6 protein-coding genes are annotated in these 17,856 nt (G+C 46.8%); all 6 read right to left on the bottom strand.

Translation table 11 applies throughout. The features are described from left to right. Positions 1 to 143: 143 nt before the first annotated feature. The 6 genes from CIB36_RS11370 to CIB36_RS11345 all read right to left on the bottom strand — a co-directional run bounded on the left by CIB36_RS11370 (position 144) and on the right by CIB36_RS11345 (position 17,845). A complete protein-coding gene (locus CIB36_RS11370; protein WP_093989654.1) occupies positions 144 to 13,247 on the bottom strand; it encodes a MuF-C-terminal domain-containing protein in 13,104 nt (4,367 codons plus the stop codon). A gap of 17 nt (positions 13,248 to 13,264) precedes the next feature. Beyond that, on the bottom strand, positions 13,265 to 14,440 hold the full coding sequence (locus tag CIB36_RS11365; protein ID WP_093989653.1) for a hypothetical protein: 1,176 nt from the start codon (positions 14,438 to 14,440) through the stop codon (positions 13,265 to 13,267). A 228-nt stretch (positions 14,441 to 14,668) separates the two neighbouring features. Next, positions 14,669 to 15,571 carry a hypothetical protein gene (locus CIB36_RS11360; protein ID WP_093989652.1) on the bottom strand — a complete coding sequence of 301 codons (903 nt, stop codon included), beginning with the start codon at positions 15,569 to 15,571 and terminating at the stop codon, positions 14,669 to 14,671. Next, entirely contained in the window at positions 15,571 to 17,136 is a 1,566-nt protein-coding gene (locus CIB36_RS11355; protein ID WP_093989651.1) for a hypothetical protein, read from the bottom strand. The genes CIB36_RS11360 and CIB36_RS11355 overlap by 1 nt, the downstream gene beginning before the upstream one ends. A 12-nt stretch (positions 17,137 to 17,148) precedes the next feature. Continuing rightward, positions 17,149 to 17,526 carry a hypothetical protein gene (locus CIB36_RS11350; RefSeq protein WP_093989650.1) on the bottom strand — a complete coding sequence of 126 codons (378 nt, stop codon included), beginning with the start codon at positions 17,524 to 17,526 and terminating at the stop codon, positions 17,149 to 17,151. Next, positions 17,504 to 17,845: a ribosomal-processing cysteine protease Prp gene (locus tag CIB36_RS11345; RefSeq protein ID WP_093989649.1), complete on the bottom strand. Its 342-nt coding sequence runs from the start codon at positions 17,843 to 17,845 to the stop codon at positions 17,504 to 17,506. Before CIB36_RS11345 ends, CIB36_RS11350 begins: the two co-directional genes overlap by 23 nt. Positions 17,846 to 17,856 lie beyond the last annotated feature (11 nt).

The raw sequence follows: 17,856 nt of genomic DNA, 5'->3' as shown, positions 1-17,856 counted from the left end.
TCCTTTTCTTCATGGTCTTTCCCAAGAGTCAGGGTACACTTCCCTATCTTTAAAAGTATCATCTTCCCCCCAGAAAATCACCCTTTGAATCCACAAAAAAACAGACGACCCTTCTTCGGGCCGCCTGTCCGTTTTACAGGGGATTACCCCCGCTTTCTGTTTAAGATCACTTCCACTACCGATTCCCCGTTTTGATCGGCTTGTAACGCCTTGGCTTTCCAGCCATTGGTTGAATAAGCCGACACCTGCGTTTTTCCAAAAACCGTCGCGTATTCATAAACGTCCGCGATCAATTCCGCCTTTTCCTGGGCGGAAGCCTCCCGATAGGCTTGGGTCGCCATCATTTCCCACAGCAAGGAATATGCCTTTTGCCCCTTTGCCTTGGCAAACATGGTGTATTCCTGGGCGGTCAAATCTTTCCGTTGCCCGTCTACTTGAAAATATTTCGCAGCCTTGGAGGGGAATACTCCCGCGTCCCCGGTTTCTTCGTAAATGAACACCAATTCCTGTTCCACAGCCGAAGTTTCAACCGCATTGAGATAACCGGGACTTACAAAATTTTCAAACGCCCGAATTAAAATGTTTTCCTGGGTGTCCTCTCTCCCCCAAAGGTCGATATAAGGCTGGGAAAGCATGCTTGCCGCAGGAATCTTGTTTTGATTCTTTTGGAAGAAGTACTGAAGATCGGACGGAATATCCATATTTTTGTCTGTGTAGGTTGTCCGTCGTGTTCCGTCCACCGTTCTGGCGGCCTGTCCAAATAATGTGGGCACCGCTTGGCCAAAATAGCTGGCCAGCACATTTGCCGCAATGTCAGAAATCCCGTTATCCCCGTAGGATACAGAAGAAAGGGTATCGTTTAGTCCGCTTAACATCGAAAGGCTTAACACTGGCTCCGCGATCATCTGCAAATCCTCTGCAAAGCTGGAAACAGAATAGTCCTCCTGTTCTTCGGTCAGCGTTTCAAATACCCTTGCCCCCACAAACAACGGCAAAGAGGAGGGCGCCAGCCAATCAATGGTATAAGAAATATCCCCAATCTGCAAAGAATAGGGCTGGTAGCCCATGTTTCGGTCAAACTGTTCTTTCTTTTTGTCATCGTCCTCGCCGCCCCGCAGAATCCCAAGCGATTGTAACAGCGCGCCCAAAGCAAATAACACGGTTCCGCTTAGGCCGGAGGCAATGCTGTCAATGTATTCCGCCGCGGTGATCTTTCCTGTTTTCACCTTTTTGGCGCCCATGGTCAAGGAATAAAGAAGCCCCGCCGGGCTGTATTCCACCCCGCGTTTTAATATGTTGACCGGCGTTTTCTTAAATGGCAAAACCCCTTCCACCAAAAGGCCAAGCGCACTGTTTGTTTTTGATAGATGCTGCAACATACCGGCCACTTTAGAAGCGTCCCGGTAGGTCGCTTTCTGCGCCTCTTGGATCGCGTAGTTTCTGGCACGCTCCAAAATTTGCTGGGAAACAAATGCGTTGGGGTCAATCTGATTCGCGGTCATATATCCTGCCAGCGCGGAAACATAGTATCGCTTCAGGAAGATCCTGTCCTCCGCTTCCAATGCATTGAAATTGAATTTCCGCGCTTTTTCCAGTGTTTTAAACGGAAATATTTTCTGATAATCACGGATTACGTCAGACGGATTCATCTTCCCTCCGCCGGCAATAATATCCGCCATTATTTCATAATCCTTTTTGGCAAAGTCAAGGCTCTCTTTTGTCGCCCTGAAAGCTTTGGTGCGCTCTATCTCTCCGCCCGCTTTCCGGTAGACGTGCTCCAAGCCGGTAGCAATCAGGTTTTTCATCTTAACCGCCGGCAGGAACACGGCGTTCCCAGTAAGGTTGCGCACATGGGTGCGCGGATTTCCAAGCATTGATAAATACCGCCATGCGTTCCATTTATCTGCAAAGGTAACAGGAAGCCGGCTTGCCAACTGCCGGTAAATATCCTCCGCCGCCCGGTCAATTTCCTCCCGCGTTTTGCTTTGCAGCAGCGTTTCTTTCATTTCCTGCGGAATCTCCAGGTAAGGAGCTTTCCCCTTTTCTCTGCGGCTTTTCAGATCTTGGTTCATTCGGTCGACCGTACGCTCAATATAAACAAGCTGTCCCTCGCCCGACATCTTGTTTAACAGCCGCATTGCCTGCACGGTTTGCCCGGCGCGGGTGCCCTCTTCGGCAATCTCCGCCGCCAGCTCCATGGCAAGCTTGTAATTCCCCTCTTTCGCCGCCTGCACGTACAGCTTCTCCGCAAGCACAATATCGTCCTTGGAGGCCGCTTTTTGGTTTTTAAGCGCGCCTTTCCACTGTTTCAGCGCGCCGTCAAACCCCTTTTTGGAAAGGGTCAGCTCTGCTTCCCTTTGCGCTGTTTTGTCGCTGATCGGGTTGTAATCAAACGCCCCGTTTAGGATTTCCCGTTCAAATTCCGAGATCATTCCGTCCGGCGTTGCGCCCGCTTCTATAGCGGTTCTGGCGAACTGCCGCACTCTGGCGTTTTCCCCGGTCTGCGCCGGCACAGCCACATCGCGAACCGGGCTTTCGCCTTTTGGGATCGTGCCGTACTGTTTGGCAGCTTCCACATAAGACGGGGCCTCGGATATAACCTGCTTCATCGGAACACTCGAATCCGACTTTTTAACCGGCACAGAAACGCTTGTTACAGGAGAAACCGACATCGCGGCTGTTTTTGCATGGGTGATATTTTGGTTATATTTCTTTAACCGTTCCACCTGTCTTTCCAGCTTTTTGATCGTTTCCCGGTCTGCCGCGGCGGTTTTCTTTAACTGCTCCTGAATTTTCCGGATGTTCAGGATATTTTGGCGGTTTACCTCTTTGAGCTTTTCCTCGTATTTCGCTTTGTACTCTGCTTTGATCTCCCGGATCTTTTTCTGGTATTCCAGCTTTAATTTCTTCCTTTTTTGCAGCTCCCGGTCCGCGTAAGTAGGCTTTGCCTGCGGAATATCAACATAGGATTCCAACAGCTCGTTTGCCAATACCCCGGCGGCTTCATCTAGGTTCATTCCATAAGGGTTGACATATACCGGCCTGATGGTATCCAGCACTTCGGCAATCCGTATCAGCTGGTCGGCAGGGTGGGCGATCTCTTCCCCGGCAAAAAACTCTGGGTACAGCGTTTGCAGTTCTTGGTAAAATACGTCTACCGGGATCCCCTGGTTGGTCAAATTGAGCCGTCCAAAGTTGTCCCGTCTAAATTGGTGATACCCGCCGGCCCGGTCAAGATCCGCCTTATCCGCGTCGGATAAGGTAAGCCTTGTCCCCCGTATCCGGTCGCGCAGCTCCTTGTACTCTTGGTACATGGCGTCGTCCAGCTTTCGGGAATGCTCCAAAACCGATTTTGACATCGCCGTTACAACGCTGTGCACCTCGTCTGTATTCGTGTCCGGGTTGTTTTTTAGGTATCCGTAAAGGCTTGTCAGGTTTTCGGACAAATCCTGTACAGAATAGGTGCTGTCATATTGCTTTAAAATGCGCTGTGCAGTGCGGTCAATGGAAGCTTTGTCCCATTTTATGCCTTTTGTCACCTGAAACTGTTCTTCCAGCAGCGAAATCATTTCTTTCTGCTTTTTGTTTTCTTTGATTAGGTTGTCGTAATCAAGCTTGGATACGTTTTTCAGGGAGAATGTTACTTGATCCTTATCTTGTAATGATCCCAGATTGCCGCTTTGATCTCTTCCTCCGTCTGACACTCCTCGATTACTTCCAGCATTTCGGCGCAGGCGACTGATTTCTGCTTTGATTTCCCTATAATTGCTGAAATCTGAAGTTTGATAGATTGAGTAAGAAATTTCTTCTCCGTAAATGTCTTCAACAATTTTCCTTGCGTAGAAAGAGTTTCCATTTTTAAACTCACTCCTTATAATATCTAATTCTGCTTCATTTTCCACATCAATCCGAAGAATCTGTGAAATTTTCGGGTGGCTGATTGTACCCTTAATAAACACAAAGCTGTTCTGCGGTCTGTTTTCCTCTCCCACAGGTATGATGTAGTATCCGTCCCTGTTCTTCGAAAATTTTTCTCCATGCAGCATATCCGCAAACTGCGTATTTAGTTTTCGCAGTTCCGACGGAGTCAATACTTCATTTACCGCCACCCATCCGTAATCATTGTACTCTGTTTGAGTATATCGTTCAATCAAATTTTCGGATTCAAGCTTGGATACGTTTTTCAGGGAGAACTTTAATGAATTTGTAAAAATCCCCTCTGTTCGTTCCCTTCCATAATGATCCAATACAGATTGAGGCAGAATATCCGGATAAGTGTCCTTGACGATACTCAGAAAATCTGCTACACTAATAGTGGAATCGGTAAGAGATTGTAGGGTATTTGTACCTGAAGCTCTGGCTTCTTTAGAAGCAGCCGATTCTTTTTTAATATCTACAGAGTATAGCACATCCATGGTTTCCAATTCATTTGTAAACCGATTAACAACGGAACGTACCAATGAGTAATTGTTTTCTGTATCAATTTTTGCAATTCCGAGCAAAATATAACTGCTATCTGCATATTGATTTTTGGGTGCTAATTCATTTATTAACACAGAATTAGTAATCACTTCTCCAATATGTTCTACAATAGGAGTTTGTATCGCTTTTCGTCTGTCCAATCCGTGTCGGATTGCCGCTTTGGAAATAATAATATCTGTGTCAATATCTTTAACATGTACCACAACATTCCCATTTCGATTTTCTTTTCCCAGCATTCTGGCGTTTTTAACTGCTGTATCCACAATTTCTGATCTACTTTTTTCTAGCTTTGATTGCTGCGAATAGGTGATTGGTGTAATCTTCATATCCGGTTTGGAAACCAACGTTTCGTAATCAAGCTTGGATACGTTTTTCAGGGAGAATGTTACTTGATCCTTATCTTGTAATGATCCCAGATTGCCGCTTTGATCTCTTCCTCCGTCTGACACTCCTCGATTACTTCCAGCATTTCGGCGCAGGCGACTGATTTCTGCTTTGATTTCCCTATAATTGCTGAAATCTGAAGTTTGATAGATTGAGTAAGAAATTTCTTCTCCGTAAATGTCTTCAACAATTTTCCTTGCGTAGAAAGAGTTTCCATTTTTAAACTCACTCCTTATAATATCTAATTCTGCTTCATTTTCCACATCAATCCGAAGAATCTGTGAAATTTTCGGGTGGCTGATTGTACCCTTAATAAACACAAAGCTGTTCTGCGGTCTGTTTTCCTCTCCCACAGGTATGATGTAGTATCCGTCCCTGTTCTTCGAAAATTTTTCTCCATGCAGCATATCCGCAAACTGCGTATTTAGTTTTCGCAGTTCCGACGGAGTCAATACTTCATTTACCGCCACCCAGCCGTAATCATTGTACTCTGTTTGAGTATATCGTTCAATCAAATTTTCGGATTCAAGCTTGGATACGTTTTTCAGGGAGAACTTTACGGAATTGGAAAGCCCGCCTTTTGGACGTCCTATTCCATAATGATCCAATACAGATTGAGGCAGAATATCCGGATAAGTGTCCTTGACCATGTCTAATAGTTCTGCTATACTTATAGTGAAGTCTGAAGGAACGTTGGTATCGTTACCAATTGTTGCGCTCGCATTTGCGACAGGCTTCATTTTTTTTGCCTTTGCAGAATAAAGTGCATTCAATACTTCTACTTGGCTAATTTCCGACCCTGAATCAGAAAATTGATTTACTACAAAACGCACCGGATATACAAATCCCTCTTTGTCATTGGCTACTCCTAATAATACATAAGAAGAAAGCACATTTTCATTTCTGGGATTTAACTCATTCATATAAATTGCATGTTGTAAAATATCTCCTAATTGAAGAGTTACTTTTGCAGTGGCGTCAGCCTTACGGGACAAGCCATGTTCAATCGCCTTTCTATTTACCGACACATATTCATCAATATCATCTACATAAACATAATGCCGACCAGCCACATTCTTCCCATTATCTTTACCTTTCAGACTCTGCAATCCCTGATTGATAATTTCTGTTCTGTCAATGCGTTCATCATCACGCAATGGTACTTTCCCGGTCAATGTTGTTACCAGCATATCCGGTTTGGAAACCAACGTTTCGTAATCAAGCTTGGATACGTTTTTCAGGGAGAAGCGAATATCGGGATTGTTTCCATCAAATGTTCCGATATTGTCGGTTGCGGATTTGATTTGGGTAGAATCGAACGCAACTGCAATCATATTTTCATGACTTGTATACTGGATAACCCCATCATACCCTGCATCTTTCATTGCCTGCTGCAATTCACTATGATTCATGTGCGTTGTGTCAATTTGAGACGTATTTGCAAACTGCGCTTTTAAATCCAACACCCCTTGTTGATATACAAAAGGATTTTTAATATCAAGGTATGCTTTAATCACGCCCGAACCATCAAGCTGTTGGGAGGTAAAATAATTTCCTTTTCCTAAAGCGCGTAATCCTGATCCGTCTTTTTTCTTAACACTGTTTTCAACACGTAGGTCTTGATACATTACTCTTGGTGTTGAGTCTTTATTCACAACCTTACTTGCCGTATTGGGATGTTTTTCCCAATCGCCGAACCACCGTTTAAACTGCTGGGAATATGTAACGTTCTCTAACCTGTTATTGACAGGCGAGCCTTTTTCGCGTATACTATGAATATAGCCACCGTGAGGTATCAAGCCTCCGGGCAATTGTAGCCCGGCGACGTGAAGAAGCGGATCGGCTATTTTTTTATTGTAATAATAAACAGCAGTCTTTCCGTTTCTTTCCTCTTGAATCGCATCGTTTAACAGCTTTGTTACCGCATTGCCCCTTGTGTGAACACTTGTAATTGCATTGCTATCAATCTGTATTCCGTTTTGAAATCCAAATCCATCAATATATGCGGGAGCTATCATGGTTTTGCCTTTGTATTGAATCGGAAGCAACGCGACAAGGCTTGTGTTTTTTTGCGTTTGAGAAGCGATTACCGCTACAGGATTCTTAATTGCATTTGGTAGCTGTTTTAAAACTGTTTCGCCAAAATTATGATCCGGTTTATTTCCTTTCAACACATCTTTTAAGTGACCAATAGAATATGTCATTGGAAGAGGATTCAACCCAATCTTTTGGAACACATCAGAAGTAGAACCGACAACCAGCGTATCTCCTTTTGGTATTTTCCCCGCCTTATAATCGTCAATTTGTTCTGCAAATGATTTTGAGTAATCGTATTGGTTCCCCTGAGAGCCTTTTAAACTAAACCGCACATTTTTATCATTTTTGGATATACTATCATTGACACCAGTATCCTCTTGTGGTATATTGGTGGTAATAGATGTACTGGCGCTACTGTTCTTCACTTTATTTTGTGATTGGACGGTATTTTGCAGTGCATCTATTTTTTTTCGTTTAAAATCAACAATATCATATAGCACCATCTGATTACCAGAAGTAAAGCCAACAATTACTTTCGCATCATATTTGTTTCTGCCTACACGAATTGTCACATTACCACGGGCAAACTGCTTAAAATTATCTTTTCTGGAATGCATTAAGTCTTCATTGATATAGTCGGTTGAAGCCAAAACAATTTCATCTAGGCTTCCAGCCGCAGTCAACTTATCCTGATACACATCTGGCTTATTTTTACGATAATACTGTGTGTTTTTAGAATTGGTAAATTCATTTTTGCTTATTTTATTTACTTTAATCAATCGCCCACTGATAGGAATGCCATTAGAAAAGCGTCGGCTCATCACCGTTTTTATAGTTTTGGTCCAATCTTTTTGGGGAACACCTTCTAAAATATCTTCATCAACTTGAACGTAACGGCTTCCGTCAGCGTCACGCTTGATACTAAACCGCACATTTTTATCATTTTTGGATATACTATCATTGACACCAGTGTCCTCTTGTGGTATATTGGTATCCAAGGATAACTCATTTCTTAGATTGCGGTTTTTTCCAAAGTCTATTGAGTTATCCTTATTTTTTATGTCTAAAGAAGTTGGTACAAAGTTAATAATATCATATAAAACCATTTGTTTTCCGGAGGTAAATCCAACTATTACTTTTGCAGAATAATCTGTACTTCCTACCCGAATCAATACATCCCCGCGCGCAAATTCCGTAAATTTGTCATTTCGACTATGTTTCAAATCTTCGTTTATGTAGTTTGTTGAAGCGAGAATAATATCGTCAAGATTATTTGCTGATCTGAATTTATCTTGATAAATAGTGCCGTCACTGCTTTTAAGATATTTGCTATATTTTGAATTAGTAAATTCACTCCGAGAAATACTATTAACCTTAATCAATCTGCCGCTTATCGGGATACCTGTGGAAAATTTGTTCGAAATAGTATCTTTAACTGTTTGTACCCATTTTGATTTTGGAATACTGTCTAAAATATTGTCTTCCACTACTACGACAGGCGTATTATCCGTAGTATACCTGATACTAAACCGCACATCGCCACCCGTACTGCTTTTCTGCTGTGCGGTATTTTTTTGTGCACTTAACAAAGCGTTTGTCCAAAGCCGCTGTGCTTCTTCTAACGCTTTTTTGTTGCGGCTTAAAAGCCGGGCCGCGTCGGTATGTAACGTTTTGTGTGTGCGCAAATACTGGTCGATCTTCCGGATCATGGAACGGATCGCGTCTAAAACTTTCTGCCCAAGGGTACGGTTTTGGCTTACCAAATCCCGGATCGCAGCCGAATCCCGCAAAAACGCGTCGGAAGCGTCCGCCACAACCTCGTCCATGGCCTGCTGGCGGGTGATCTTCTTTCCCATTTCCCGGTAACCGTCTAGTTGCTTTTGCACCAGTTTGTCAAAAGCGTCCGGTTCCGCTTGGTTCAAATAGGATACAACATGATCAAAGTACTGCCGGTAATGTTCCGGGGAAAGCTGTTGCAGCTGGTGGGTAAGCTCGTGCTTTGCAACAAAATCATACGCAGAATCAACCGCGTCCAGCGCGATATGGATTTCTCCTGTGTCCAGATCATAGTATCCGTTAGCCCTGCCGCCCTGAATGGTGTCGTCCAATACGATCCTGCTGTTGGATAATTTTCCAAGCACATGCAGATAAGCCCGCTGCGAACCTTTTAGCTTTTTAGCCGCTTCGTTCTGGGCTAATCCTGTGGTTTGTCCTTGTTGTCCTTTTCCGGCGCCCCCTTCCGCTTCAGAACTTTCTAATCCCAAAAGGGAACGCTGTCCGTATATTCCCTCATTTCCTGGTCTTCCTTCTCTTTCAACTTGCGGTATGCTTCTGGGTCTTCCGCTTTCAGCCTCCGGCGTTCTTCCTGTTCCTTCTGCAACAATTTCACCGTTTCCTGCCATTGGGCCTCTTCTTCCGGGGTTCTCTGAATCTTCTCCTCCCAATTCAAAACCTTGAGATCCATAATCCCGTCCCAGTCCTTGTCCATCTTGTTTCCTCCCTTTTCCGGCGCCCCCTTCCGCTTCAGAACTTTCTAATCCCAAAAGGGAACGCTGTCCAGATATTCCCTCATTTCCTGGTCTTCCTTCTCTTTCAACTTGCGGTATGCTTCTGGGTCTTCCTCTTTCAGCCTCCGGCGTTCTTCCTGTTTTTTCTGCAACAATTTTACCGTTTCCTGCCATTGGGCTTTCCGTTTGGCTTCCTCTTCCGGCGTCAGTTGAACGTCCTCTATTTTCTTCCCACTGTGTGCTTCCATCTGCTTGCGTAACTTCTGACGCCATTCTTCGTCTGTCATCTTGTTTCCTCCTTTTTCCGGCTTCTATCATTTTTTGCCACGCGGTTTCTACCATTTCCCAGTCATAAAACATAGGGGCATAGCGCTGTATTTCCGTAGGGGTGTTTTCATACAAAGCCCCGCTGACAAAAGCGGATATTTCTTCTCGAAATCTTTCGCTTTCTATTACTTCAAAATCCGCTGTTTCTAGTGTAAAATAGACTTCTTTAAATTCCGCGAGAAAATCCTGAAATTTTTCGCTGGAAAAATCAATATTCCCGTCAGTTACAGCGTCAAAATACGCGTTTGCCTCCGGCAGTTTCAGGTTTCGCCATGCGTGAAACGCCTCATGGGCCGCCGCGTTTTTCGGGTTGGCGTCTGTGTCGTTGCGAACCACCACATGCCCGTCCTTTAGCGTTGAAGCATCCCCCTGTGAAGTGCGCATTTTCCCGTTCTGCCGCACCTGTAACCCCGGTTCAATCGCTTCCCCGCCAAGACCCAGCAGCTCCAGCTCCCGCACAATCGTGCCGGCGTTTTCGCTCCGCCGCCCCTCTGGCACAGCCTGATAGGTGTAAGTAACGTCTTTTACCTGTTTTGTCTTTATTGTACTACGTTCCCCGGCGTTTGTAAATCTTTCTGTCTGGTCGTTTTGCCCGGCGTAATAGGCCCGTCTGGCGGTCTCTTTTGGCAGTATGGCAGTATAGGCGCTGCCAATCTGTTCAAACGGCGTGTTGGCCGTCCCTGCATGATAAGCCCGCATAAATCCTTTGTAATAGCTGTCAAAGCTGCTTCCCGGCTGGTAGCCGTAAACAAACGCCTTGGCACCGCTGGTGCCAAGCTGGGCGGCTGTCTGGTAAATAAGCTCCACCTCCGGGCTTTGGTAGCTTAAATCGCTTGCCCGTACAACGGTACTGCCCGAATCGCTGTCCGCCCTAACATATAATTCCCCGTTTTGCGCGCTTTGGATCCCCGTCACCTGTACCGGTTCCCCGGAATCCGCCCAAACAGCCTGCGGCTTGCGTACTTCCGAAACAGTTTTCAGGGGCGCGGACTGTCCGCTCTCCATAACAGGATCCGGAACAAAGCCCTGTTGAGCGCTCGCTGTTTGAGGCTGCAAAGCAGGGCTTTCAGCCGGCAAAATGGCCGTCGCCGTTTCCCGCTCGGTCATATGATCCATTGGCTGCATTGCAGAAGTATCTGTCTGCTGTTGATCGTTTTGCCTTACGGTTGAAGCGGCTTGTTCAGGCTGTATTTCCTGCCGGATCCTGCCTGCCTGTGACTGTGCACGGGCCGCAATTTCCCCGGCTGCCCGTCTGCCCTGTTCGGGCGTGGTTCCAAACACAACGCCGGTGTCCCTGGCTAACAGCTGTTTTGCTTCCGGGCTTTCCAGAATGGTATGAATCGCTGACGTATCCCCTAATTTCAGCCGTTCAATCGCCTTGGCCTGTACTGCGGCGGCTTGTTTGTCCACGCCCATTTCGGTCAGCCGCGTTTGGGTTTGGGCATAGGTATCCGGATTTAAGGTGATTTCCCCGCCGGTATTTTCAGACGGCTCCAGTTCCATTTCCTGTTCCGGCGCGGCCTGCTTTTGGGTCCTTTCCTCTTGCAGGTAGCTGCCAAGCAGCCCCACCTCATAGTCAGACGGTGTTTTTCCTGCGGCCTGCTTTTTGGAAATATCCTGCGCCAATTCCCATGCTTTGCCGCCCTCTGCCGCTTTGAAACCGGCCTGAACCGCTTCCTGTACCTGCCCGGAAGATTTGATCTGTTTCCCCGCGGATTTGATAGAACTGTTTTCTACGGCACGGTATGCGGTGTTATGAACAGCCGAAGTCCCGGCGCCCAGCAATCCGGCATATGCAATTTGGTCATTCCAAAGCTCAAACTCATTCTCTTCCCCAAATGCAATATTCCGAACCAGTGGTTCTGTCGCTTCCTGTGTTGCTTCTTCTACAAATTCATCACCTGCATGTACCAACAGATCCAGCCCATTTTTCGCCGTTCTTCTAGCGACTGGATTCTTAATAAGGGCTTCACTCCCATTTTTAAGCGCCTCCATCACCTTTGAGCCGATTTTTGTGTTTTTCAGCGCTTTTGACGTCCCACCGCTGGAAAAGAACAAATCTCCCCCAATCGCATATTCTAACCCGGCTTCTTTTAATGCCTCCAAGGTGGCATATAAATAAGCCTCTTCGTCTGCTTTTTCTTCCTGCTTTGCCTGTCTAAATGATTCCCCAAATACTTGAATAGCAGTAACGCTGCTTCCCACTGCCTGTGCGGCGTCAAGGTTTCCGCCGGTAACTAGAAAGGTGGCTAAACTCGCTGAAGAAGCCGGCAAATTATTTCCAAGACCGCCAACCAGATCGTTGGCAAACCCCTCTACTCCCGTAAGCTGCGGGCGCATTTCATCGTAAGCATATTCATAAGCAGATTTTTCTACTGGCTCTGTATCTCCAGATAAAAGGCGAATGTCCTGAAGAAAACCTTTTAATCCGCCCTCATGTCTTGATTTAAAGGAAAACAGCGACCGAAATACCGGATTATTTGTCCAGCCATTGTCCGATTCCATCATCTGATCGACCATAAAATCGGCTTCCCGCTGCAGCACATCATCTTTTATCGTTGAAAAATATCGTTCTGCCTCTTCCTTTCCGTAATGGCTGTGAATAGAATTATATATTTCTCGCTCTTCCGGTGAAACAAAGGCATACATCAAAACGTCTTCCCCCAAAGCAACCTTGGGAGAAGCCAGAACCCCCCAAACGATCTGCTTCATTGCCGCAGAATTTTTTTCTTCCTCACTTTTGGTAGGGTCTTTCTGAATATCCAATAGACTATTAAAATATTCTAAGGCACTAAAATTCGGCACATTATCTTTTGCCCATTTTCCGTCATCATCTGTTTCTAAGGCTTTTTTATGAAAGTCCTTATCATTCAATATCTCGTCGTAAAATTCTTTCTTTTGCTCTAATTCTTGTTTACGTTTTTGTATCAAGTCCAGTTGTTCGCTGTTTTTAGCGTAAAATTTTTCGGCAGTTTTTCCATAACCATTTACTGGATGATCTTTTATGGTCTGCCGCTGAGAGATTTGTTTCTCCAGTTCCGAAATTTCATCATTTAATCCCTCGTAGTCGCTCAAGACCTCTGCATAGGTCATATTATCTACATCGACCCCGTTTTTCTTACGGTGTCGATCCGCATAAATATCCAATTGTTCGTCTTCCGTGGTTGTCTTCAAATCAATCCCAGACGTATCTTGATACCACTTCTCAAATTCGTCTAAATCCTTTGGAATCGGAGACTGCACACTCATCATTTGATTGCGTTTTTGCGCCATCTGTACCGCCTGATTGTACTCCTCATCAGTCAGATCCGCTGTTTTTAAATCAGTGACGATCCTGTCGTTTGGAATAAACTGCGGGATCAGCCCAACCGCCTGCTTTTTCTTTTTTTCCCGTTCCTGCTGTCTAATCAATTCGTCAATATCTTCCCGGTATAATTTTGGCGGCGTCAGGCCTCCGTTTAAAAAGCTCCTGCCAGAAAGCCGTGCAATTTGTTTATTTTTCTTTGCCATCTCTATTCCCCCTGGATTTAAAAGCTGACTGGGCCTAACCCAGCCTGTAAGGCGATCTCACGTTTTACGCTTGCCGAAACGTTTAACCCCTTGATATAGTTGTAAGCCTGGTTCTTAGACCCCAAAACCACTCGTTCCTTTGCCTGATTGACATAGGCCTTTGTCGCCAAGTTCGAGGCTGCTTTCGCCGCGTTTTTGGCTGAAGTTCCCAAGCTCCCCGCCGCTACAACATTTGCCGCGTTTTTCAGCGCCTGATTCACGGAACTGCTGACGCTGCTGCCGCTGCTGCTGCTTCTGCTTAAACGTGCGCGGGACAATGCCTCCTGTGCCTTATTAGCCCGGATAGTTTCTTCTAATTTCTTGTTTTCCAGCGCCATTTGCTGGTTAAACTGGCTCATATTCTGTGCAAGCTGTGCATATGCGTGGTCTAATTCAGAACGGGTATCATAGCGGTTCCCGGCAGCGTCCACCCGTCCGGCATAGTATTCGCGGTCGGTATTATACTGGTTCATAATGTTCTGGTAACGCTGGTAATCCTGTTCCGATAGATAGTTCGATTGGTTTAATGCAGCGTCATACCGCCCGGCATAATAATCCCGGTCTCCCTGCCAGTCGGATACTGTGTCCCGGTATCTTCCGTAAGCGTCCTGCTCCAACCCTTGGACAACGCCCAACTGGTTGTAAAGATCGTCGCCCTCATCGCGGTATTTTTGATAGGCTAGCTGGTATAGCTCCGGCACCTTGTCGTTTAATTTTTGCAGGTAGCTGTCGTATGCCTGGCTCCCCGCAATCCCGGAATAAGAAGACCCATACCCGCCGGTAAGACCGGCTGCCTGCCCCATGGTGTCGCGCATGGCGTTGTTCCCTTCCCGCACATACTGTTCCCGGTATTGGTTGTATAGCGGGTCGGCGTTGATGTCATAGGTAAAATCTTCCCGATTTAAAATACTGTTTAAAAGCTCGTCAATCTGGTTGGAATACTGGCTTTCATAAGCGCCTGGTTTTTGGTTTTCAATCTGCTGCAATTTATCCGCGGCCGATTGCGCGTTTTGCTTGGCGTCGTTTACTTCCTGAGACGGTTTATAATCCCCCGGTTTTTGCGCTTCTATTTCATCTAATCGGTCTTTGGCCGCTTCAAAATCCTTTTGCGCGGATAAGGTTTCTTCTGTTTTGTCATATTTCAATTTTGCCATAAAAATCAATCCTTCCTTTCTTCGGAATTTGTGCCGGTCGGCGAAGCCGATTGCCGCTTTGCTTTTTGCCTAAAAGGCACAAAAATGGGGTGTGAAACGGTATTTTTCACACGAATCTTCCTCACTGAAATTCCTGTTAAGGTTAGCGTAACAAATCAAAACTCTTTTTTCGCCCTCTTCACCATGAAAAAGCACCGGAAGGGTTCTCCCCTCCGGCGCATGGTCGTCTTATTTCATATACCCGGTAATGTCCAGCACTGCAATAACAGTCCCCGTCTGCGTTTCCTCCCGCACCTCAAATCCGTCTAAATCTCCGCCGGCTCCCTCTGCAAGCGGATCTTTGTTCCCAGTTTGCAGGATCAAATGGTTGATCCCCGGCTTTAACACAGCAGAAATATCCCCGCTTGTCGCCCGGTCTACCTGTAGGGTCTGTACATCGTCTGGGTCTGGCGTCGGCGGCGTATATCCGTCTTCTCCAAACGCGCCCGCCACCTCCTCGGCCGCAGGCTCGGCAGGTTTCCCGGTAGAATCCGAGTTGTAGGTGATCTTTTCCCGGTAGCTCCAAAAGCCTGTCGCGCGGTATAATTTCACATTGCGGGCGTAACCAAAAAAGGTTTCCCGCTTGGGCGCCCCTGTTGGGTCGCTGGGATTGGTGTAATAAACGGTCATCTCCCGCAGCGCATGGTACAGGGTGATCTTCGCGCTTTTCACCTGAAAATTTTCCGGGATCTCCACCATAAAGGTCAGCGGCCTGCGTACCGTATACCCGTTGCTGGGCTGGTAGGTATACCCCAAATTCTGCCAATTTCCCGAGGTGTACTGAAAGCTGGACAAAAGCCCTGCCGCCCCAAAAATATCCGTCCCGTTGGACATGGTGATCCCCTGTTTGTTCAGCAGCACCATTACGTTTCCGCGCTCGTTTTTGATCTCCAGCACCCCGGCGGAATTGTTCTTCCCGCCCAGCGATACTGTCGACCCAAAATTATCCGCAAAATTCAAATTCCCAAAGGTGTACCGCAACTGCTCCTGAAGCGCGTAAAGCTGGTTTTTAATCGCTAAAATCGCCTGCCTGTTTTGCAGGTCGTCCTCACTGATGTCCGGAAGCTGTAAATTGAATCCAAAATTCGCCATTAGCGTTCACTCCCAAATTCCACTGTTTTGGCAATCGAAAAAATCTTGCACATCCCTTTCCCGGAAAGCCGGCACTGAAACCGTTCGCACCGGCGCGGCAGGATCGGAATGGTATAGGTGCGTTTTTCGCTGCTGGTTACCCGGTAAACCGTTTCCCATAACGGCGCGGAATCGGTCTTTAAGGCAATTTCCAGTGTGGCGTGCTCTGAAAGCTGGGCGTTTACCTGAATTTTGGAAATATATTTTTTATCAAAGGAGGAATCGTTCCATTCCCCAAACTGCGCCAGCCAAAAAACCTCTTCCGGGTCGTTTCCCACCACGGTTTTCAGGCAGCTTGTGTCCGCGTCCAAGTAATAAAGCTCGCCCGAAAGCGCGGCAAATCCCAGCGCGTGGGTGTTGTCCTCCCGGTGCCACATGCCTTTTCCCTCGTCCCATACAAATAGGTGCCACTCGTTTTCCCCGCGGCACATCGAAGCATAGTATTTGTTTCCTATCGCGCCGGCATGAACAGAATGGTAAGCCTCCTCTCCCAACGCTTCCGAAATCTTGGTCGGCGCGCTGCCCGCATAGGCTACAATTCCGTTGCGCGATTGGTAGTAAAGGGTTTCGTTGACGATTGCAAGGCTTTTTTCCGAACCTTTGGCGACCCCTCTGATCGAGGAGGACATCACTTGAAAGTTTGAGGGCTGTGAACCGTAAATTTTGTGAACGGTATCCTCTTTAAAAAACAAAATATTTCCTAAATAGGTACACGCGCCGGTAAAATCCCCGTCGCTGCCCACGGTAACGGCATAGCTGTCGGTAGAGATCCCCTCGTAACAGTACCAGTTTTTCGGGTCGCCCAGCTTGCTGGCGTAAATCTCATGCTTTTCGCTGGAGCACGCCCACAGCCGGTTTTCACTTTCTGTCACAAAATCCATCGGCGGCAGCTTCCGGTGAACGATTAGTCCCCCGGTTTGGGTAAAGTCCTCTGCAACGATCCCCACAATAGTCAGGGCATTTTCTTCCACTTCCTGTAAAATGGCGGTTTTGTTTAAATCCTCTTGGGTACAGCCCGAAATCTCCACCCCGTCATACTGGGAAAATCCCGCGCCAATCCCTTCGGCTTCAATCTTTATATAGGTGGAATCCGCGCCAATGCCGGATTCTGCCTTTACCTGTGAAACACGGACCTCCCCCGTGGCTTCAAAGCGGTTTTCCAGCGTCCCGTGGGTGCCGTCGGCGGTGTTGTAGTAAAGCTTATCCGGCAGAATGATCACATAAGCGCCCATGGAAACAAAGCTTTTTTTGCTGTCCTCCACGTCAAATTGATATTCCCCGCCAAAATAAAACTTGTTGCCGTCCACCCAAATCAGCTTTTCTTTTGCAAAAATCCCGTTTGGTTTTTCTAAATGAAGCTTGGTGCCGCGGGGAGCGCGGGGCGACAATACCGGGTAATAGTCGGCCGTCATGTTCTGCATCTCGTAAAATTCCCCGTCTGCAATAAACAGCTTGTGGTTATAGCCCTTAAAGTCCACCATCGTGCTTTTCCCGGCGGACGCCTCTGAAAGCTGCGGTAAAATCAAACCCTGTCCCCCCTACCCGCCAATGTGGTTTAACGAATGCCCCTGCTTTGGCAGGTGCTTTTGGCGGTAATCGTTCTGAAACGCCGCATACAGCGTGTTAAACAGCATCATATCGTTATTGTAACGGCCAAACTCCGCGTTGGCAAAGTCAATCTGCGCCGCCAAATACTTCACATATAGGTCGGAATACGGCTCCGGAACCAGTAAAACTGTTCCCGCGTCCTGCGGATAGTGATAAATGGCGGGGACAAGCTCTTCCTCCTTGTGGTAAGACAGCACCTCGTTTTGCACCAAGGCTTCTGCCTGGCTTATCCAGGCTGTTTTCATCTGCTCGTCAAATTGGTTCGGCTTTAACAGGTCTATCGCGTCAATCGCTTCCTTTACCGTCATTCGCCTCTCTCCTTTCCAAGGTCACATGCGCCGGATAGCTTTGGGCCAGCAAATCATACCCGGTCAAAATCGTTTCAAATACACCCTCTATCCGTTCCCGGTCTGTTTCCTCCGGGCGGGCGGTCACCTCTAACCGCCCCGGCTCATAAAAGACGTCCAGCCTGTCCCCCATGCCAAAACGCTCCAGCCGGTTCATCAGGGTAAACCCCAAAATAGAAACCGCGCTGCAAACAATGTCCTCCCCGTCCCGGTAGCCGGCATGTCCTGCGGCGGTTAGCGTGATCTCCCGGCCGCTTTTCAAAAAAGTCACCCTTGTCATCTTGACGTCAA

This window comes from Massiliimalia timonensis (assembly GCF_900186585.1).
Taxonomy (GTDB): Bacteria; Bacillota; Clostridia; order Oscillospirales; family Ruminococcaceae; genus Massiliimalia; species Massiliimalia timonensis.
Note: the sequence above shows the minus strand (reverse complement) of the source record. Positions and strands in the feature narration are given on the sequence as shown.

Excerpts from the sequence above, each read along its gene's own strand:
- CIB36_RS11370 (WP_093989654.1), bottom strand. The coding sequence starts at position 13,247 with ATGGCAAAGAAAAATAAACAAATTGCACGGCTTTCTGGCAGGAGCTTT.
- CIB36_RS11365 (WP_093989653.1), bottom strand. The coding sequence starts at position 14,440 with ATGGCAAAATTGAAATATGACAAAACAGAAGAAACCTTATCCGCGCAA.
- CIB36_RS11360 (WP_093989652.1), bottom strand. The coding sequence starts at position 15,571 with ATGGCGAATTTTGGATTCAATTTACAGCTTCCGGACATCAGTGAGGAC.
- CIB36_RS11350 (WP_093989650.1), bottom strand. The coding sequence starts at position 17,526 with ATGACGGTAAAGGAAGCGATTGACGCGATAGACCTGTTAAAGCCGAAC.
- CIB36_RS11345 (WP_093989649.1), bottom strand. The coding sequence starts at position 17,845 with ATGACAAGGGTGACTTTTTTGAAAAGCGGCCGGGAGATCACGCTAACC.